The sequence below is a fragment of the Marinomonas algarum genome (assembly GCF_020532605.1).
Lineage (GTDB): Bacteria > Pseudomonadota > Gammaproteobacteria > Pseudomonadales > Marinomonadaceae > Marinomonas > Marinomonas algarum.
The window spans coordinates 25,628-45,353 of record NZ_JAJATW010000004.1; the positions used below are offsets into that span (position 1 = coordinate 25,628).

Annotated in this window: 19 protein-coding genes; 12 read left to right on the plus strand and 7 right to left on the minus strand. The window is 47.4% G+C overall.

From position 1 onward, the window contains the following. Window position 1: 1 nt before the first annotated feature. The 5 genes from LG368_RS04240 to LG368_RS04260 form a co-directional block, all read right to left on the minus strand. Window positions 2-634: a penicillin-binding protein activator LpoB gene (locus LG368_RS04240; RefSeq protein ID WP_226753491.1), complete on the minus strand. Its 633-nt coding sequence runs from the start codon at window positions 632-634 to the stop codon at window positions 2-4. 91 nt (window positions 635-725) lie between these two features. After that, window positions 726-2,393 carry a COG3014 family protein gene (locus LG368_RS04245; protein WP_226753492.1) on the minus strand — a complete coding sequence of 556 codons (1,668 nt, stop codon included), beginning with the start codon at window positions 2,391-2,393 and terminating at the stop codon, window positions 726-728. A gap of 264 nt (window positions 2,394-2,657) precedes the next feature. Beyond that, on the minus strand, window positions 2,658-3,140 hold the full coding sequence (secB, locus tag LG368_RS04250; protein WP_226753493.1) for a protein-export chaperone SecB: 483 nt from the start codon (window positions 3,138-3,140) through the stop codon (window positions 2,658-2,660). 111 nt (window positions 3,141-3,251) lie between these two features. Further along, window positions 3,252-3,506, minus strand: a complete 255-nt coding sequence (grxC, locus tag LG368_RS04255; protein ID WP_226753638.1) for a glutaredoxin 3 — start codon at window positions 3,504-3,506, stop codon at window positions 3,252-3,254. A 10-nt stretch (window positions 3,507-3,516) separates the two neighbouring features. Next, on the minus strand, window positions 3,517-3,936 hold the full coding sequence (locus tag LG368_RS04260; protein ID WP_226753494.1) for a rhodanese-like domain-containing protein: 420 nt from the start codon (window positions 3,934-3,936) through the stop codon (window positions 3,517-3,519). A gap of 218 nt (window positions 3,937-4,154) precedes the next feature. Between LG368_RS04260 and LG368_RS04265 the strand changes: the two genes are divergently transcribed. The 11 genes from LG368_RS04265 to LG368_RS04315 all read left to right on the plus strand — a co-directional run bounded on the left by LG368_RS04265 (window position 4,155) and on the right by LG368_RS04315 (window position 17,145). Beyond that, window positions 4,155-6,956: an ATP-binding protein gene (locus LG368_RS04265; RefSeq protein WP_226753495.1), complete on the plus strand. Its 2,802-nt coding sequence runs from the start codon at window positions 4,155-4,157 to the stop codon at window positions 6,954-6,956. A 170-nt stretch (window positions 6,957-7,126) separates the two neighbouring features. Further along, the gene (gene ugpB, locus LG368_RS04270; protein ID WP_226753496.1) at window positions 7,127-8,428 is read left to right on the plus strand and encodes a sn-glycerol-3-phosphate ABC transporter substrate-binding protein UgpB; all 1,302 of its coding nucleotides are present in this window, start codon (window positions 7,127-7,129) and stop codon (window positions 8,426-8,428) included. A gap of 74 nt (window positions 8,429-8,502) precedes the next feature. Further along, entirely contained in the window at window positions 8,503-9,381 is an 879-nt protein-coding gene (gene ugpA / locus LG368_RS04275; RefSeq protein WP_226753497.1) for a sn-glycerol-3-phosphate ABC transporter permease UgpA, read from the plus strand. Next, a complete protein-coding gene (ugpE, locus tag LG368_RS04280; protein ID WP_226753498.1) occupies window positions 9,378-10,226 on the plus strand; it encodes a sn-glycerol-3-phosphate ABC transporter permease UgpE in 849 nt (282 codons plus the stop codon). Before ugpA ends, ugpE begins: the two co-directional genes overlap by 4 nt. 2 nt (window positions 10,227-10,228) lie before the next feature. Further along, entirely contained in the window at window positions 10,229-11,293 is a 1,065-nt protein-coding gene (locus tag LG368_RS04285) for a sn-glycerol-3-phosphate import ATP-binding protein UgpC (RefSeq protein WP_226753499.1), read from the plus strand. A 44-nt stretch (window positions 11,294-11,337) separates the two neighbouring features. Next, complete coding sequence (locus LG368_RS04290; RefSeq protein WP_226753500.1) at window positions 11,338-12,075, plus strand: glycerophosphoryl diester phosphodiesterase; 738 nt, start codon at window positions 11,338-11,340, stop codon at window positions 12,073-12,075. Window positions 12,076-12,084: 9 nt separating this feature from the next. Beyond that, window positions 12,085-12,843 carry a DeoR/GlpR family DNA-binding transcription regulator gene (locus tag LG368_RS04295; protein WP_226753501.1) on the plus strand — a complete coding sequence of 253 codons (759 nt, stop codon included), beginning with the start codon at window positions 12,085-12,087 and terminating at the stop codon, window positions 12,841-12,843. A 7-nt stretch (window positions 12,844-12,850) separates the two neighbouring features. After that, window positions 12,851-13,702, plus strand: coding sequence for an HAD-IIB family hydrolase (locus tag LG368_RS04300; protein WP_226753502.1), 852 nt, complete (start codon window positions 12,851-12,853; stop codon window positions 13,700-13,702). Between the two features lie 34 nt (window positions 13,703-13,736). After that, window positions 13,737-14,957, plus strand: coding sequence for a GAK system CofD-like protein (locus LG368_RS04305; protein ID WP_226753503.1), 1,221 nt, complete (start codon window positions 13,737-13,739; stop codon window positions 14,955-14,957). 201 nt (window positions 14,958-15,158) lie between these two features. Further along, window positions 15,159-16,178 (plus strand): response regulator, encoded by a 1,020-nt coding sequence (locus tag LG368_RS04310; RefSeq protein ID WP_226753504.1) that lies wholly within the window; start codon window positions 15,159-15,161, stop codon window positions 16,176-16,178. A gap of 4 nt (window positions 16,179-16,182) precedes the next feature. Beyond that, window positions 16,183-17,145, plus strand: a complete 963-nt coding sequence (locus tag LG368_RS04315) for a GGDEF domain-containing protein (protein WP_226753505.1) — start codon at window positions 16,183-16,185, stop codon at window positions 17,143-17,145. Window positions 17,146-17,177: 32 nt separating this feature from the next. On the opposite strand, the gene LG368_RS04320 is transcribed toward LG368_RS04315, so the two are convergent. Further along, on the minus strand, window positions 17,178-17,654 hold the full coding sequence (locus LG368_RS04320) for an ATP-dependent zinc protease family protein (protein WP_226753506.1): 477 nt from the start codon (window positions 17,652-17,654) through the stop codon (window positions 17,178-17,180). A 247-nt stretch (window positions 17,655-17,901) separates the two neighbouring features. On the opposite strand from LG368_RS04320, the gene LG368_RS04325 reads away from it, so the two are divergent. Then, a complete protein-coding gene (locus LG368_RS04325; protein ID WP_226753507.1) occupies window positions 17,902-18,825 on the plus strand; it encodes a D-hexose-6-phosphate mutarotase in 924 nt (307 codons plus the stop codon). A 62-nt stretch (window positions 18,826-18,887) separates the two neighbouring features. Here LG368_RS04325 and LG368_RS04330 read toward each other — a convergent pair whose 3' ends face one another. Further along, window positions 18,888-19,664 (minus strand): exodeoxyribonuclease III, encoded by a 777-nt coding sequence (locus tag LG368_RS04330; RefSeq protein WP_226753508.1) that lies wholly within the window; start codon window positions 19,662-19,664, stop codon window positions 18,888-18,890. Between the last annotated feature and the right edge of the window lie 62 nt (window positions 19,665-19,726).

Sequence of the window (19,726 nt, forward strand, 5' to 3'; positions counted from 1 at the left end):
GTTAGAAGAGGCCCTTATCGGCAAGTTTTTTAATTTTCTTCTGGCCGTTCCATACTTCACGATTGGTGGTCATATCAATCAATTTCAAGTCAACCTGGTAAAAGCTGACACGCTGGTCGCCGTTAGAGTCCACGATAGAATTGATCGTACCGGATAAAGCAAACCCCGCTCCTTGCTCTAAACCGAACTGTGCAACGGTATCAGGGTTTGCATTAAGCTCTTGCTCTGCACGTTCGGCACGAATGTCCTCACGTTCTGCACCTGATACCACAAAGTCGACCTTGCCAGCACGCAATAAACTGCGCTTGATGTCATTAACAAAGGTTTCAACGGGAATGTGTTCTGAGGTTTTATTGCGGATAGTTTGAACAATGACCGTCGGATTGCCTTTTTGGTTGAAGTTATAATCGCGAAACCAAGGAAACGTCAGCATATCGCCCATCATTTCTTCTGCCACGAGGCGAGAATCTGTGTCGTTCCAGCGATCGGACAACATCACGTCTTCGTTGGTGTCTAGGCGTTTTACACTGCCAGAGCACGCCGTCAGCAAGAGTGCCATGAACAGGGTAAACAGTCCTTTATAAGAGAGCGGCGACCACAGAGGTCGTGCTGAGGTATTAATCGTTGAAGACATAATCATTTCCTTGCGTCTGTTTATGTTATGCCTATTTGAACAGCAAATAGGCGAAGGTGAGTTGATTGTATTACCGATCAGTGTGCTTAGTTTACTCAGGGTTGCGTAGATTCCAAAGTGTAATTTTATTCGGTTGAAGCTGTACTTCGCCCATCGAAAACGTGCCTGTATTCGTCTGATATTGAGGAGAATACTGCCCCGCTGGAAGAGGCGTACGGGTTAGTCTTACTTGTGCTGGCAAGGTTAACCAGTTGCGTGTGTCTGCGGCAGAGGAAGCAAAGACCGCCACTTGGCCAATCAGGCTTAAGATCAGTTTTGCTCCTTCATCTTCTACGTTGGCGGCGATTTGATACGCCAGCCAGCTGCGTAACAGCTCTCTAATCATGCCTTCATAAATGTCTCTTTGTGCCTGGGCAAGTTGTTCTTGCAAGGCGATATCGGCCAGAGACGTCATACGAACACTGTCTGACGGTTTACTGGACAGGTTGGCGTTAAGCTGTAAAGTGGTACGGCCTTGATCCAAGGTGAAGGGCGGGTAATAAGGCACTGTGACGCGAATAACCTGCTCTGTTAATAAGCTATCAAGCTGTACCGAGTTAAGTTGTCGCCATACGGATCGACCCAAAATAACGCGTTTCGTGAACACACCGGAAACCGTTCCCCAAGCCCCGCCAGTTTTGTAGTTGGCGATAAGATTGAGTGGATTGATGTCCGCGTACACCATGGTAAACCAGCGAAATGAATCATTCGCGGTGCGTTGTCCGCCGGTGTGCAGCGGTTCTAATACTAAAGAATAGGCGTTTGGATCGGCATACAATAACAACGTCATTTCATTTTTATCGGGCACGAATCCCTGATGTTCTAATACGACTAATTCGGAGTCGTGTTCTTGGTATTGTGTTAGGCGTGTCTGATAAGGCTCTGACAACTTTTGTTTGATGAGTACGTCAATCTCATCTTGGCTGAAGCCACCTTTTTGCATCATGCGTATGGTGTCGAGCCAGGCTCGTTCAGCGGTAATCATGGGGAGGTCGTATTGTTTTGCGTACCCGTCTTGGTACAGGTTAGCGGCTTTTTGATAACTGATGCGTGCATCGTCAATATCGCCGCTGATTTCATATTGCAAACCTTCCATATAGCGCGCCCAAGCGTCATCTCGATAGAGGTATTGATCCGTATCGCGTCCTCCAGTATAAAAATTGCCTAGCCAGCTGAGGGCTTTAAGGTAAAACGCTTGGTTCTCTTTGGCGTTTAAGTCTTGATAACTGGGGGTTTGTGCACGAATTTCATTGAGCTTGATGTCAATACGGCGCACTTCAACTAAGGCCGCGTCACGATATTGACGTTGTGTTGCGGGATCCTCGGCTTGTGCCGCTAACGCAAGGTAATTCAGTGACTTTAGGTAGCTAATGTACACCCTTTCCATACCGCTACCACGGTAGTCACTTTGTCTTGGGTTACTTAATAACGCCCAAGAGCGATTAGAGAAGTTGGTTGGGAAAAAAGTGTCGCTAAGGCGTTCGGCTTGCTCTAATAGGTCATTACTGCGTTGGTGATCACCTTGGTTTTGCGCTAATGCACCGGTTTCCATGTAATACAATAATTGATCCTGAGAGCCAGTAAGCACCTTCTGCAACTTGGCTTCAGCGCCTTTCCACTCTCCTTGTTTGGCAAGGTCTAGTCCGTCGTTGATACTTTGTTTATAGGTTGCACACCCTGACAGCAGACTAAAACACAAACAAAGTAAGATCCTTCTCACATTAGAGTCCTTTTTCTAAAAATTGATGGGCAATGAGTAAACCAAATAAAGCAAAACACGCTAAATAGAGTAATAGCCAACGAGCCCTCAAACAATTTGGGCAAGGTTTGCGCTTTTTTCTCATAGAAACCTCTTGTGCTATCGACTTCCTTCATCATAAGCAAACACAGCAAGAAAAACGAGGAATACGGTATAAAGTGCTTATCAATAAAAAAGGAAGCACAGGGCTTCCTTTTCAATACCATCGAATGGATCTGGACGATATCACTGCTGAGTTGTTTGTGCCTGTTGCTTTTGCAAGCTATCAAGGTACAGGGCATCGAAGTTGATCGGCGCCAACATCAAGGCTGGGAAGCTGCCTTTGACAACAATGGCATCGATGTTTTCACGCGCATAAGGGAAGATAGTGGCAGGACAGAAAGCGCCAAGAGCGTGGTGCAATTGCTGATCTTCCAAACCAGAAATCACAAACAAACCACCTTGTTGTACTTGAACCAAGTAACCGGTTTCTTCGCCATTTTTCACAGTAACGGTGATTTCTAGCACGATCTCATAAACACTTTCACCGACTTGACGGCTCTTGGTGTTCAGTTCTAAGCCGACTTCTGGTTTCCATTCTTCTTGGAAAATCATCGGTGAGCGTGGTGATTCAAATGAGATGTCTTTTAAAAATACACGTTGTAAAGACAGTTGTGGTGCTTTCGCTTCTTCTGTTTGTGCTTCTGGCGTTGCGGCTGTATCAGACATGGTATTTCCTTTTATGATAAGACTAAGTCGTCGTGTTTTTAAATGGCGTGTAGGTTAAAAGCGCGTGTGACGTTTGGTTAATAATGTCACTGCGCTTTATTGAGCGTCAGATTATTGCGCTACCAGTGTTTCGAGTGTGTTGTTGCGTGCTACGGCAAACAGGTCGTCGCAACCGCCAATGTGTTGTTCACCGATCCAAATCTGCGGCACAGTGTGACGACCACTTTTGGCCATCATTTCTTGACGTCGCTCAGGGGCACCGTCAACACGAATTTCGTTAAATGCAATATTCTTGGATGCAAGCAACTGCTTTGCTCTTACGCAAAAAGGGCAATAATCACTTGAATAAATTGTTACCGTGGCCATCATTTACCTCTTACTTTTTCACCAGTGGTAGATTGGACGCTTGCCATTCAGCAATACCGCCTTGTAATTTGTAGATCTTGCTGAATCCGGCTTTTTTCAAATCTTTCGCGCTGGCGCCGGCCGTCATACCTGTTTTGCAAACAACGATAATGGGGGCATCTTTGTGTTTCTCAAGACGGTTTAGGCTGTCTTTTATTTTCGTTGCAGGAACATTGATCGAATCCGTAATATGGCCTGTTTTAAACTCTTTTTCTGGACGTATATCCAACAAAACCGCATTTTCGTTGTTGATCAAGGTGGTGGCAGCGGAAGAGGTTAAGCTTGCTGCACCATTATTGCGTTCCATAAACAATAGCGTGATAAGAATCGCCACAAAAACAGCGACCATTTCCCAGTGGTTGGTACAAAATTCAATAAATTGGTTCATCATAATCATAAGGCTCAAATTTAAACTGCGAGCATTATACACGCACAGCGGCCTTGGTACAGGCTCAAAACCCTCCTTGTGAACGGCGTTTTTACTCTCGAACAAAATAGATAAGTAAGGTTGTCGATGAATGAGCTAACCATCAGAGTAGAGCGTTTTTGTCATCCTAAAGGCGGCGGTTTTACCTTATAATAACGGCACTTACTCTGGAGCCAAGACATATGATGAAACCCATAGCGACAACGGCCGTGATTGCCGTAGGGTATTTCTTACTGGGCCTTTTAGGATTGTCTTTGGCGATTGCACCGGGGTACGCAACGATTATTTGGCCTGCTTCAGGGTTGGCGCTTGTTGCCGCTATTTTTTACCCTAAACCGGCGGTGTTTGGTGTTTTTCTCGGGGCGTTTTTCGTCAATATAACGAATGATTGGCTTAACACGCAGACCGCATCTTGGGCGGTAGCGGTCTGTATTGGTTTAACCGTTGTGTTGCAATCGAGTGTGGCCGCTTACCTAGTGAAGCGCTACGTGGGCATTCCTTTTCTCTTTCACCGTACACGTTTGGTGTGGCGTTTTGTTGTTTTGGCTGGTTTTCTTTCCTGTCTTATCGGCGCGACGTTAGGCACGGCTGTTCTGCTGTTGTTTGGTTTAATGGCACCAGAAGAGGCGTTACTCAGTGGGCTAGTCTGGTGGGGCGGCGATGTCATCGGTGTGTTGGTGGTGGTGCCTTGGCTTGCGGTGATTTTTCCGGCGCTGTTTGGTCAACGCTTTGAGCACCCTTGGCGTCTAATAGGGGGTTTTTCTCTCGTATTGGTGGTCACTGTGCTTTTGTCGTGGGGCAGTGCGTATTCTGAGTGGAACAAACAGACCAAGGAGTTTCGTTCAAACGCACAGCTGTTAGAAGTGTTGCTGAATAATCGTATAAAAAACAGTGTGGATATGTTGTACAGCTTAGTCGGGCTGATAAAAAGCAGTGATCATATGCGAGTGAAGGAGTTTGAAACGTTTGCTCAGCGTGTTGTACAGCGTGATAGCTCAATTCTATCGGTTTCTTTAAATTTTGCGGTGGCGGGTGACGACCTTAACGCTTTTGAGCGAAGTGCTCAGCTGAGTTATCCCGAGATCCCTTTTCGTATCACAGAAAGCGCTCGTGACGGTGAAATCGTACCGGTGACGCCTCGCCCAAAACACATCGTGGTCACCTATATTCACCCTTTAGAAACCAACAAGGTGGCACTGGGTTATGACTTGTATTCACAACCTGATCGCCGTTTTGCTGTTGATCAAGCGATTGCTTTTCAACAAGCTTACCCAACGTCGCCGCTGTCTTTATTAGAAGACACTAAGGCGGTGATCTTATTTCTGCCCTTCTTTGATGATGTGCAAAAAGAGACGTTTTTGGGGGTCGCCATTGCGGTGATTGAAGTCGAAACCCTAACAGAGACCATAGTGGAATATGGGCGCTTGCCCAATACCGAGCTTTACCTGGTGGATGAAGACAACGCCAGCCCTGATCCGATTATTGTCGCCAAAAGCAAATCAGCGAGCTTATCCGCCGTTGATCTGGTGCAACGCTATCAGCAAGATGACTTTCAGCATGCGGTGAGTTTTGATATCAACGTGGGCGCCAAGGCATGGCGTTTATATCAGGTCAGTGATAGTCGCTTCTTTAAGCAACCTTGGGTGGTAAAGTTTGTCTTGGCCTGTGGCTTCCTGTTCACAGGTGCCTTTGGTTGGTTCCTATTGATTGTCAGTGGTCATACGGCTGAAATTGAAAGTCGTGTGACACTCAGAACACGGGATCTTCTGCTGGCGAACGATGAGTTAAAAGCCTCTGAACTTGAGCAAAGTAAAGCGAAAGAGGAGGCGGTACGCGCCAGTCATGCGAAAAGTGCCTTTTTAGCCACCATGAGCCATGAAATCCGCACGCCTCTGAATGGTGTGATCGGATGTTTAGCGCTCCTAATGAGCACACGTTTGCAACCGAAACAGCAAGAATTAGCCAAGCTTTCTCAGCAAAGTGCTGAGTCCTTATTGGACATCATCAATGACATTTTAGATTTATCGAAGATTGAAGTGGGCAACTTTGTATTAGAAAAGCAGGCGTTTTCTTTACCTGAATTAGTGGAAGAAGTGACCCATATCTTTGTCTTAAAAGCCGAGGAAAAGGGCATTGTATTAAACTCAACATTAGATGCGGTTCCAAACGTGACCCTATTGGGGGATCGTCTGCGGATTAAGCAAATTCTGGTGAACTTGTTGGGCAATGCGGTGAAGTTTACCCAACAGGGGGAAGTTTCTTTGCACCTTTCTTTGACTCAGCAAAAAGGCCAGCATGTTATGTTAGACGTGTCTGTGAAAGACACGGGGATTGGTATATCCAAAGAGAATCAAGCGCACCTTTTTCAGCGCTTTAATCAAGCTGACAGCTCGACCACGCGACGTTTTGGTGGAACCGGGCTTGGGTTGGCGATTAGCAAGGAGTTTATTGACGCGATGAACGGTCATATTTCTTTAACGTCGGAGCATGGCGTCGGTTCAAATTTTACCTGTCGTATTCCTTTGGCCCTAGTATCGAACTCAGAGGCAGACCGCAGCAAGACCTCGGCAACGAAACCACAGGATAAACGCCATAATGAGCGTCCTGTATTCAATGCTAAGGTGCTGTTAGTCGAAGACAATCTTACCAATCAGATCGTCGCTCGTGGGCTGCTGAAGCTTTTTGGCATTGAGGTTGTTGTGGCTGAAAATGGTCAACAAGCCGTCGAAAAAGCCGATGCTCAGTGCTTTGACTTAATCTTTATGGATTGCCAAATGCCTGTCATGGATGGTTATGAAGCCACCCGCACTTTGCGTCAAAGTGGCAGTGGGGCGACCCCCGCCGATGTCGCGATTGTGGCCTTGAGTGCGAATGCGATGAAAGGAGACAAAGAGACCTGCATCGCAGCGGGTATGGATGATCACATCGCCAAACCAATCTCACAAGACAAACTGGAAGCGGTACTGACCAAGTGGTTGCCTTAAGTGACCGAGTTTCTCTTCTGCTCATAGACCGCCTGCTTGTCGGTCAGTAAGGGTTTCATTTGAATAATGTTTGTTTTTCAAATGAAACCTAACTATCATCAAATTGAAACATTTTCTTTCTATAGTCGTTCTTTCTTTTCTAACAAAAACTCATTGTGAGGAACACGGAAATGCATCATTTGAAATTAGCGTCGGTTGTTGTTGGCTTATCAGTTGCCAGTTCAGGGTTTGCTGCCACAGAAGTGGCGTGGTGGCACGCGATGGGCGGAGCGAACGGAGAAAAAGTCAACGAGATCGCCAAAGCGTTTAACGATTCTCAAGACGCTTACAGCGTCAAGCCTGTCTACAAAGGCAACTACACAGAAACCATGACCTCAGCGATCGCGGCCTTCCGTGCCAAACAACAGCCCGCCATTGTGCAAGTCTTTGAAGTCGGCACTGCCAGTATGATGGCGGCAAAAGGCGCGATTTACCCGGTTCATCAACTGATGCGCGAATCGGGTCAATCTTTCGATGAAAGCACTTATTTAAGTGCTGTGACGGGGTATTACACAGACGGTGATGGCAAGATGTTGTCGATGCCTTTCAACAGTTCAACGCCCGTTTTGTACTACAACAAAGATTTGTTCGCCAAAGCGGGCATTAAACACGCACCAAAAACTTGGCAAGATGTGGAAGCGGTTTCCAAACAGTTACAAGCATCGGGCGTCAGTTGTGGCTTCACTACCGCGTGGCAATCTTGGGTGCAACTGGAAAACCTGAGTGCGCGTCATAATGTTCCTTTCGCCACATTGGATAACGGTTTTGGTGGTTTGAAAACCGAATTGGCCTTTAATGGCCCGCTGCAAGTGGCGCACGTAACCAAGATGGGCGAGTGGCAACAGAACGGCATTTTTAGTTATTCTGGTCGTACCAACGACGGCGCCGCAAAATTCTACAGTCAAGAGTGTGGCATGTTTACCGAGTCATCGGCTGGTTACGCAGGTATCAAGCGCAATGCGACCTTTGACTTTGGTGTCGCCGAATTACCTTATTGGCAAGGTCAGGTTAAACAGCCGTCTAATACCATCATTGGAGGCGCGTCTTTATGGGTGTTGCAAGGCCATTCTGAAGAAGAATACAAGGGCGTGGCGTCTTTCTTAAGCTATCTGTCGCGTGCCTCCGTGCAAGCGGATTGGCACCAATTCTCTGGTTATTTGCCCATCACCAAAGCGGCCTATGATCTAAGCAAGGGTCAAGGTTTTTATGCGGCGAATCCAGGCACAGAAACCGGTGTGGTACAAATGACCACAGGCACGCCAACGGGTAACACCAAAGGGTTGCGTTTGGGTAACTTTGTGCAAATCCGTGGTGTGATCGACGAAGCGCTAGAGTCTGTCTGGAGTGGTAAAGTCGATGCGCAAACCGCATTAAACACCGCGGTAGAGCGTGGTAATGCACAATTGCGTCGTTTCGAAAAAGCCAACGACTGATTGATCCTTTCAACGCCCTTATAACCCTTTATAAGGGCGCTTTTACTTAACCTTCTTTGTTTTTGGATTGTCTGATGACAGTGACCTTCCCGCAAAAAGGCCTGCCTTGGTTATTGCTGTTACCACAATTGGTGGTGACCGCCATTTTCTTTCTGTGGCCTGCAGAGCAAGCATTAGAGCAAGCGTTTTATCAAGAAGATGCCTTTGGTTTAAGCCGTGAATTTGTTGGCTTAGAGAACTTTATCGATTTGTTTACCGACCCTTTGTATTACGAGTCCATGTTGACCACTCTGGTGTTCAGTTTCTCGGTGGCGATTGGGGGAATGTCGGTTGCCTTATTGTTAGCCGTGATGGCCGATCGCATTATTCGCGGTAAGCTGACTTATCAAACGTTATTGATTTGGCCTTACGCCGTGGCACCCGCTTTAGCGGGGGTGTTGTGGTGGATTTTATTTGACCCCAGCATGGGGCCGATTGCTCTCTGGTTGGACAACATAGGCATTGATTGGAACCATTATTTGAATGGTAACCAAGCGATGATCTTGGTGGTGATTGCCGCCACATGGAAACAAATCAGCTACAACTTCTTATTTTTCTTAGCAGGATTACAGGCCGTACCACGCTCCCTGATTGAAGCGGCTTCTATTGATGGCGCCAGTCCTTTTAAACGCTTTTGGACCATTGTGTTTCCTTTGTTATCACCGACAACGTTTTTTCTTTTGGTGGTCAACCTTGTCTACGCCTTCTTCGAAACCTTTGGCGTGATCGACGCGACAACAAAGGGCGGCCCAGGGCAAAGTACCACTACCTTGGTGTACAAGGTGTTTGACGATGGTTTTGTTGGCTTGGATTTGGGCGGCTCTGCGGCGCAGTCTGTCATATTAATGGCCATTGTGGGCTTGATGACGGTGATTCAGTTTCGTTTTATTGAGCGTAAGGTGCAGTACTCATGATCGAAAATCGACCTTGGTTAACCTTTGCCAGCCATGCAACCTTATTGGTGGGAATCGGTTTAGTCGCCTTACCTGTATGGATGGCGCTGGTCGCCTCAACGCATCCTGCGTCGGCTTTTGGTGCCGGCCATATTCCTCTTTGGTTTGGCGATGCCGGCGGACAAACATGGGGGAATGTCTTGTTCGAAAAAGCCGGCAACGGTGTGGATACGCCGGTCTTTTGGATGATGTTGAACTCCTTAATCATGGCACTGGGTATTACGTTCGGTAAAATCGCGATTTCCTTGTTATCCGCTTATGCGATTGTGTTTTTCCGCTTTCCTTTTCGTAATCTGTGTTTCTGGATCATCTTTATGACCTTGATGTTGCCGGTGGAAGTGCGCATTGTGCCGACCTATGAAGTGATTGCGAACTTAGGATTGTTAAACAGTTACACAGGGCTGACATTGCCTTTAATTGCCAGTGCAACGGCGACTTTTTTGTTTCGTCAGTGTTTTTTAAGCATGCCGGGCGAGCTGGTGGAAGCGGCACGAATTGATGGTGCGGGGCCTTGGCGGTTCTTTTTTGATATTTTACTGCCCTTGTCGCGCACCAATATTGCCGCCTTGTTTGTGATTTTATTTATTTATGGCTGGAACCAGTATCTATGGCCTTTGCTGATTACCACAGATGATGCGTATTACACCTTGGTAATGAGCATTAAGCGTATGTTGTCAGTGACCGATGGTGATATTGCTTGGAACCAAATCATGGCCACCACCTTATTAGCCATGCTGCCCCCTGTTGCTGTGGTGATTGGTATGCAAAAGCTGTTTGTAAAAGGCTTAGTGGATTCGGAGAAATAAACATGACAGACGTGATTTTAGAAAAAGTAGGGAAAACCTACCTCAACGGCTTTCAGGCGATTCCGAGTGTGGATCTGTCGATTGAAGAGGGTGAATTTATTGTGCTGGTGGGCCCGTCTGGTTGCGGTAAGTCTACGCTTTTACGCATGGTGGCCGGCTTAGAAAGTATCTCCAGCGGAACGCTCCGGATTCGTGGCGAACACATGAACAACAAAGAACCCGCCGAGCGCGACATCGCCATGGTGTTTCAAAACTACGCCTTGTACCCACATATGACGGTGTACAACAATATGGCGTACGGTCTGAAAAATCGTGGTGTTCCTAAGGATCAAATCGAAGAAAAAGTCACCGATGTGGCTCAAATGTTAGGGCTGACCGAGTTATTACAGCGCAAGCCCGGACAGCTTTCGGGTGGGCAACGCCAACGCGTCGCCATGGGGCGGGCCATGGTTCGCGACCCGACGGTATTTTTATTTGATGAACCCCTGTCTAATCTTGATGCCAAATTACGCGTGCAAATGCGGGTAGAGATTCGCCAATTGCAACGTAAGTTAGGTACGACAACCCTGTACGTTACCCACGACCAAGTAGAGGCCATGACGTTGGCTGATCGTTTGGTGGTATTAAACAAGGGCAAGGCGGAACAAATCGGCACGCCGATGGAACTGTACAACACCCCTGCGACGCCCTTTGTGGCGGCCTTTATTGGCTCGCCGTCGATGAACTTGATCGACGCCACTTTGACGGACAAAGGTATCGAATTGCCTGACGGTTTGGTGTTGCCTACGGATACAGCGGATGCGCACCGAGGCGCGGTCGTCTGGGGAATTCGTCCTGAGCATTTGGACGTGGTTAATGAGTCTGAAGCGGATTTCGCTTTGCGCATTCAAGCCGTAGAATCTCTAGGGGCAGAAACCCTGATTCATGGTGTAGTGGGGACAGAATCTGTGGTTGTCCGCTTGTCGGGACCGCATTTGCCTGAGATAAACAGCCTGATGTGGCTCCATGCCCCAAAACAGCATTGGCACCTTTTTGATGCCAATACCCAGCAACGATTGTCAGTGTAACTGTCACTGTGAATTGAATAGCGGCCAACTGAGTGAGAAAAAAGATGGAATTAAAGACCAAAGTCATAGGGCACCGTGGTGCAGCGTTATTAGCGCCCGAAAATACCCTAGCGTCGATTCGTGCGGCGGCCAATGCCGGTGCCAGCTGGGTGGAAATTGATGTGTACGCCATTGCAGAAGGTGGCTTGATTATCTTTCACGATGATCAGCTTGACCGTTGTACTGATGGTCAAGGTATCACCAAAGAGGCGCGACCTACGGACATTGCTCAATTAGACGCCGGCTCGCATTTCTCGGCCGATTTTGCGGGAGAAAGGATTCCTACCTTGCTGGAAGCGTTAGAATGCATTCAGTCGTTAGGATTGAGTTTGAACCTAGAGATCAAACACGACACCGCCGATGTTGAGGTGATTGTACCGGCGGTGATGGCGATGTTACGCGATCATTGGCATGACAATGATAAGTTGATGATTTCCAGTTTTAATTTAGCGGCCTTACAGTTGTGCTACGACATTGGCGACCAGCGTCACCTTGCGCCGCTGTACGAAATCATCCCAGAGGATTGGGCGGAACAGTTGGCCAGCGTCAAAGCGTACAGCTTGAATTGCGATTACCTCAATCTGACTCAGGCGCACGCCAAGGCGATCAAGGCCGCTGGCTATCGGTTGTTGTGTTATACCGCCAACGACGCAGAGGCGGTAGCAGATCACTGGCAGTGGGGGATGGACGCGGTAATCACCGATGATCCAACGCGCTTCGCGTTTTTATCAAACCAAGATTAAGGACGAGATGTGGGACTCAATGAACGCCAAAATCAGATTTTAAATTGGGTGCAACAAGAAGACACCTTGCTGGTGGAAGACATGGTGACGCGCTTCGGCGTGTCCTCTCAGACGATTCGCAAAGACATTAATCAGCTGGCTGAGCGGCATTTGATTCGACGTACTCACGGCGGTATAGCACCGGTGTCCAGTACCGAGAATTTGCCTTTCGATCATCGACAGTTTTTAAACAGCGACGCCAAAGCCAACATTGCCGAGCAGGTTGCCAAGCTGATTCCCGATGGCGCCTCGGTGTTTTTGGGCATAGGCACCACGGTGGAATATGTCGCCAAAGCGCTGGTATCTCACCATGGTTTGCAAGTGTTCACCAATAACCTCACCGTGGCGAGTATTTTGGGCCAACACCCTGGAGTACGTGTGCGTGTATTGGCGGGTAAGTTGCGTCATCAGCATTATGATTTAGTCGGTGAAGACACGCTATCTGGCTTGCGCCAGTATTATTTTGATTACGGCGTACTAGGTTGCGGGGGCATGGATGAAGCGCAAGGCATCTTAGATTTTGACCCCGATGAAGCCGCCGTCAGTCGTGTCTTAGTTGAGCAAAGTCGTTACAGCTTGCTGGTGGCCGATCGTCACAAATGGGGCCGCAAAGCCATGGCGCGAGTGACGCCATTTTCGTCAATTGACTGGCTATTCAGCGATGTGTTGACTCACTCCCAAACAGATTTGCTCACCGCCCATGGTGTGCAAATTCAACTTTGTTCGTAGGAAGACCATGACGATACCGGATTGCTCTGCTATTGCTTTGACAGAATTACCTCGTCAAGCCTGCCAAACGCTAGATTTTATTTTAACGGACTTTGATGACACCTTAACCTGGCAAGGGCAGTTGCCTGTTGCGACCTTGCAAGCGTTGTCTGCTTTGCGAGCCGATGGTATCAAAGTGATTCCCGTCACGGGCGGCTGCGCAGGTTGGTCGGACATGATTGCACGCACCTTGCCTGTGGACGGTGTGATTACCGAAGGCGGTGCTTGTTTTATTACCAATGCCTTGGTTGCAGGCCGTTCAGAGCCACAATTGACGTATCGCTTTTGGCGTGACGAGTCGTTGATGCGGGCGGAGCAGGCGCAGTTATTAGCCCAGGTCAAAAAAGTGCTCATGGATTTTCCCCGTTTGCGTTTGGCGCGGGATCAGTCTTACCGTTTGACCGACGTGGCGATTGATTACGCCCAAGACGTAAAACCCGCCGCCAGCGAAGAAAAAGAGGCGTGTCTGACGGCTCTTAAAGCATTGGGATTAAATGCCAAAGCCAGCTCGATCCATATTAATGTTTGCGCCCCCGGATATGATAAATACACCATGGCTCAGCGTGTATTGCATGAATGGTATGGTTTAAATAATGACGAGCAGGCCGAACGTGTGTTGTATGTGGGTGATGCACCAAACGACGAAAGCATGTTTGCTCGCTTTCCATTAAGCGTCGGTGTGGCGAACATTGCTCAGTATTTACCGATTATGCAACACAAGCCACGCTATCAAACGACGCAACCGGGTGGCTTGGGTTTTGCAGAACTGGCACAACAGGTATTATCACATCGAGCGGTATCATTTAAGGAGCAAAGATAAGGATGGACCCCCAACAGGATAAACGAGGTCAGTTATGACTACTCCTTTTCGTATTTGGCGTCGAATGACAATGCCGGATTTAGTGCGTGTTCATCGCTATCAAAGTCTGCCGGAGCAGGGACCAAAGGTGCTGTTTTTCAGCGGTGGTTCGGCGCTCAACAAAATTAGCCGTGTTTTTAAGCAGTATTCCCATCATTCGGTGCATCTGGTGACGCCCTTTGATTCGGGCGGCAGTTCAGCGCGTTTACGAGCCGAGTTTGATATTCCTGCGGTGGGAGACCTGCGCAGTCGTTTAATGGCCTTGGCGGATGAAACCGTGATGGGGCAGCCGGAAGTGTATGATTTGTTTACCCATCGCTTAGCGCAAGAGGCTAAGCCACAGGCACTAAAAGATCAGCTCAACGCCCTAGTAATGGGAGAACACCCGTTAATTGTGCCGATCCCGAACCCGATGAAGGCGCTGATTCAAACACAGCTGGCGGTGACACAATCTCGTATTCAAGAAGACTTTGATTTGCGTGGTGCCAGTATTGGGAACTTGATTATGGCGGGTGGGTATCTCAACAATCAGCAACAGCTTGATCCCATTGTGTTTCTTTTTTCTCGTTTGATTAAATCCTTAGGGGAGGTGAAAACCACCTTAGATGCCAGTTTGCATCTCGGCGTCGAGCTCGAAAACGACGACATTGTTCTGGGGCAGCACCGCATCACGGGCAAGGAAACCTGTGTGTTGTCTAGCCCCATCAAGCGCATGTGGCTTAACCAAGGATTGCGTCATGTAAGGCCAACAAATCGTTTTATTGCCACGGATCGACAAGACGCCATTGAAAACGCGGATTTGATTTGTTATCCACCGGGCAGTTTCTACAGTAGCGTGTTGGCAAACTTACTTCCAGAAGGGGTGGGTCGCGCTATTTGCGCTAATCCAAACCCTAAGGTGTATTTACCTAACCTCGGTGTTGATCCAGAGCAGCGCGGATTATCACTGATGTCGTGTATCATGCGACTTGTCGCCGTTGTGAGTGATGATGTGAACAAGTCGGAAGCGGTCGATACGGGCGGCACAAAAGCAGTACCATTATTGGGTTCGGCATTAGATTATGTTCTACTCGACGATCATTATGACTACGGTGATCTTGATGAAACTCAACTGGATGCCATGAATATTACGGTTATTCGAACGCCATTAATTACCGATAAACCTGATAAATACGACGAGAAACGAGTGGCGCAAGCTTTATTATCCTTCGTATAAATCCTTTATATAAAATACATGGTTTGTTTTCATACGCACGTTATCTGTACCTGATGAGATTAGGGGCTATTTTGGGCGGTATAACGACGATAAAAGGCGAAGCAACCCGACGTCTTACAAAATAAAACATAGGTAATATTAGAAACGACTCTTTAAGTGTCATAGTATGCACTTACCGCACCGATCAAAAAGAGATGGATAATGAGTACAAGAGTACTGATTTGTGACGATTCAAAAATTGCACGTAAACAGTTAGCAAGAGTATTACCAACAGACTGGTCGATAGAAGTCGAGTTTGCTGAACACGGTCAGCAGGCACTCGATATGATATCGGCGACGCCCTTCGATATTTTATTCCTTGACCTCAACATGCCGGTAAAGGATGGCTATGAAACATTAGACGCTTTGCGGTCTTTTGATCAGGTCCCTGCAGTGATTGTGGTATCGGGCGACATTCAGCCTCAAGCCATCGCACGGGTGAAGGAAATGGGGGCGATGGCGTTCCATAAGAAGCCCGCATCCGGTGAAGACCTACGTGCGTTATTACTGTCGTTGGGGCTATTTTCCGAGACAGAGCAGGTGTCTCATCCGTCGTCGCAACGTAATGATATCAATGCGGCTGAGCAATTCACACTGAACGAATGCCTACAGGAAGTCTCCAACGTTGCCATGGGGCACGCTGCCAAAGTGCTGGCCAATATGTTGAATGTTTTTATCAAATTGCCTGTGCCTAAAGTCAATATTATCGAAGTCAGTGAATTGCAGATGGCACTCGATTACAGTGCGGGCGAAGAGAATGTCTCAGCCGTGTCTCAAGGCTTTGTCGGTTCGGGTGTGGCCTTTGAAAGCCTACTGATCTTTAACGACTCCAGTTTTCCTGATATGGCGACCTTGCTGCACGTGTCTGAAAAAATCGACAGCGTAGTAGAAGTTGAGCTGCTGATGGACGTATCGTCCGTGTTAGTTGGCCCCTTTATCGATGCCTTTGGTAAACAGCTTAATATTGATTTTAGCCATAGCCATCCTGAGTTAATTGCTCAGCACGCCAAGGTATCGGATTTAATCAATGCAAAAAAAGCCGCATGGCAACGTACTTTGGCCGTTGAAATTGTGTATGAAGTGGAGAATTATCAAATCAGTTGCGATTTGATGCTGTTGTTCACGGAAGAATCCGTGCCAGTACTGGAAAACTTATTATCTTATTTGGTTGAGGAAGAATAGCATCATGATCAGCAACGCAGAAGACATGATGGAACTGCATTGGCTGTTCGATATGCTGCAGCATATTGACGTAGGCCTAGTCGTTCTGGATGAGAATTATGAAATCAAACTGTGGAACAGCTTCATGGAAAACCACAGCGGCGTCAGTTCTTCGATAGCCAAAGAGCGTTCCTTGTTTGATGTTTTTCCTACTATTAATAAGCCGTGGCTTGAGCGTAAATTGGATAATGTTATTGCTTTGCGCACACCGATCTTTGTTTCTTGGGAGCAGCGTCCTCACCTTTTTCCTTTTAAAAGCTATCGGCCTATCACTAGCATGGCGGATAACATGTACCAAAACGTAGCATTACGTCCGATTAGCCATGTAGACGGAACAGTAAAGCACGTTTGTCTGGTGGTGTATGACGTGACGGACGTCGCGATTAATAAAGCGTCCTTATCCAGTGCCAACGACAAATTGGATCAGCTGAGTAAAATTGACCCGCTGACTCAATTACACAACCGCGGCAGTCTTGACAAGATCCTTAAAAACACCTTTAACACGTTTCAAGTATCGCAAAAGCCATGTAGCTTGGTGATGTGTGATATCGATTTCTTTAAGAAAATCAACGATCAATATGGGCACCCAGTAGGGGACTCCGTTTTGAGGAAAGTGTCTCGTTTGATCGCATCGAACGTGCGCAGTTCCGATTTTGTCAGTCGCTACGGTGGGGAAGAGTTTGTTATTTTATTGCCGAATATCGATGTAGATGGCGCCTCTTTTTTCTGTGAAGCGGTACGCAAAAAGATTGCTGCGACCAAGATTATTTTACCAAACCAAGCCGGTGAGGTGTCGGTGACCATGAGCTTTGGCGTGTCCCAATTAAGCCCTTCTGACAAAAGCGTATCAGAGTGGCTCAATCGCTCAGATGCTGCCTTATATCAGGCTAAGGACAATGGCCGAAACCAATACGTTGCCGTGCGCTAGGGTGTCTGTGACCCCTTGTCGGTGAGGCGAGATCAAACAGGATAAAGTGCGCTGAGTGTCCCTTTGTCGCGCTCACCGAGTAAACAGACACCTTCTGGATCAATCAAAACACGTCCCATCATGGCTTCTCGACCGAGCAGCATCCGATAGCCCATGCTGTCTCGGTTTGTCAGGGTAACCTCTGCGTCCCATGTGGTGTTGCCCAACGTCAAAGGGATGCGAATGACAGGACGACTTTCTTTATCACCACTGGAACTTTTGATGACGCGATGATCCACCAAGGGGGCTTCGCAGTGGATGGTGACTTTTTTATTTTTCTGCAGCGGGTGAACATCAAAACGCACCCAGTGTTCATCCTCACGTAAAAAGCGCACAATATTAATCGCATGTATCGACGAAGTTTTAGCGCCTGAATCAACGCGAGCTTTAATGGCTGGAATCCCAAGGGATAAAAAAGCACACCATTCGTCATTGCCGATGAGCATTTTTTCTGCGTTTTGTGGATTCATAAAATATAACACCTTCTCAAATGAGCACAGAGATCTGAATTAAGACACCGTAGCGAAAAACCGTCATCATGGTTGAAACGGTCAATAAATTTCCGTGTTTATAGCCCAAAAGAGGGGGTAGGTTAAGCGTTATTTTCTTTAAATATAAGCAATCTTCTCAGTAAAATGGCTTGTATCAGCATAAGCTATTGTAATCGTGTTATCTAAAGTTAATATGGGCGTACAAAAATACTTATTGGAGTGGTTAATGAACGGCCGACTGATGCAAGAGTTGGAAGTCTTGGGGGGAGAAATCCGCCCTGCAAGCTTAAAAAAGTGTGATGAAATCCTCATTGAACAACCCGGCTATCGCGCCGCAATCGCACTTTGGGGTGGGCATCTGGAGAGCTTTGTTCCGACAGGTCAGGAAGATCTTTTGTTTCAATCTGAAAATTTAGGTGGTGAAGGGCGCTTTAGTCGTCGCCATTTTGGTGTGCCTGTTTGTTGGCCTTGGTTTGGTGCTCATGAAACACAAAGTGATCTACCTAATCACGGTTTGGCGCGTTATTTTCGTTGGGAATTGATCGAGGCGGGTCGCTTCAAAAATGGCGACGTCAAAATTGTGATTCGCTTGGCATCAGAAGATCACCCATTGATCGAAGAAATGTGGCCACAAGCCTTTGAGTTGCGTCAGGTGTTTCGTTTTTCCAGTAAGGGTTTCCGCATTAATTTCTCTGCCGCAAACTTATCAGACCAGCCGATGGTCATCAGTGAGGCGCTCCATACCTATTTCCACGTATCAGACAACACAACGACGGAAGTTCATGGTCTTGAAGGGGTGATGTATGTGGATAAATTTGACGATAACCGACAAACGGAACAAATGGGGGCCATATCCCCTTGTGATACGTTAGACCGTGTCTATGAGTCCGCGCCGGATGGCTGTCAAATTGTTGACCCTGGATTACAGCGTAAACTGGTTGTGAGCACAGAAGGGAGTCAAAATACCGTTTTGTGGAATCCGGGTAAGAAGCTGGCGAAAAAGCGCACAGACATGGAGGACGAGGACTATCGTCACTTTGTGTGTGTCGAAGCGGCTAATGCGCTTGATGACGTGTATAAGATTCCAGCTGGTGGCATTCACCAACTGAAACTGAAAGTCAGGCACAAGCCTCTAGACCTCGAAGACTAATCGCAGCAGATGCTTCACTCGACTAGACTCACTTTATCAACCCCAGTGAGTCTAGTCGATGATTAATCGATCGTGTATTCCATGATCAAAGGTGCATGATCGGAAAAACGCTGACCTTTATAGATAGTGCCACCTTGGATAAGATTTTTGATGCCAGGTGTGGCGATCTGATAATCCAATCGCCCCCCTTCATCTAACTTCCAAGCACGCTCGTAATCTGGCCACCAAGTGTATTGTTTATCCTGCTTGTTGACTTGACGAAACGCGTCAATATATTCCAGTTCATTGAAAATCTCGTTGATCCACTTTCGCTCTTCTGGCAAAAAGCCGGAGTTGCGCTGATTAACGAACCAACTGCTGACATCGATCGGTGAGCGAGCCACGTTTGCTGTACCACAAAAAATAAACTCACGACGCTTACGGCGGGTTTTGATTAAGTGGTTTTTGAACCCTTCCATAAAGCGATATTTATGCTCTTGCAGGGCTTCTTCGTGGTTTGAACCATGAGGCGTCAAAAAAGCACCAATGCTGACCTTCTCAAAATCCGCTTGAATAAAGCGTCCTTCAAAGTCGCATTCAGGAAAGCCCATACCCGTCATAATCGCTTTGGGCATAGTTTTACTGTAAATAGCAACGCCTGCTTGCTCTGGGTTTTCCATAGAGTCAAAAAAATACGTATTGTATCCTGGTGGGAAGAATACGCTGTCGGTGAGTGTTCGCTCGTCGGCTTGTATGTCTTGTAGACACACAACATCTGCGTCCTGACGAACCATCCATTCAAAAAAGCCGCGATCTGCTGCTTGTTGTATACCGTTTACATTAAGGCTGATGACCTTCATTTCTGGTCCCTATCGTTCCTAGCCGTGTGTTATATTAGCGCCTATCCAATGTTGGCATGGCT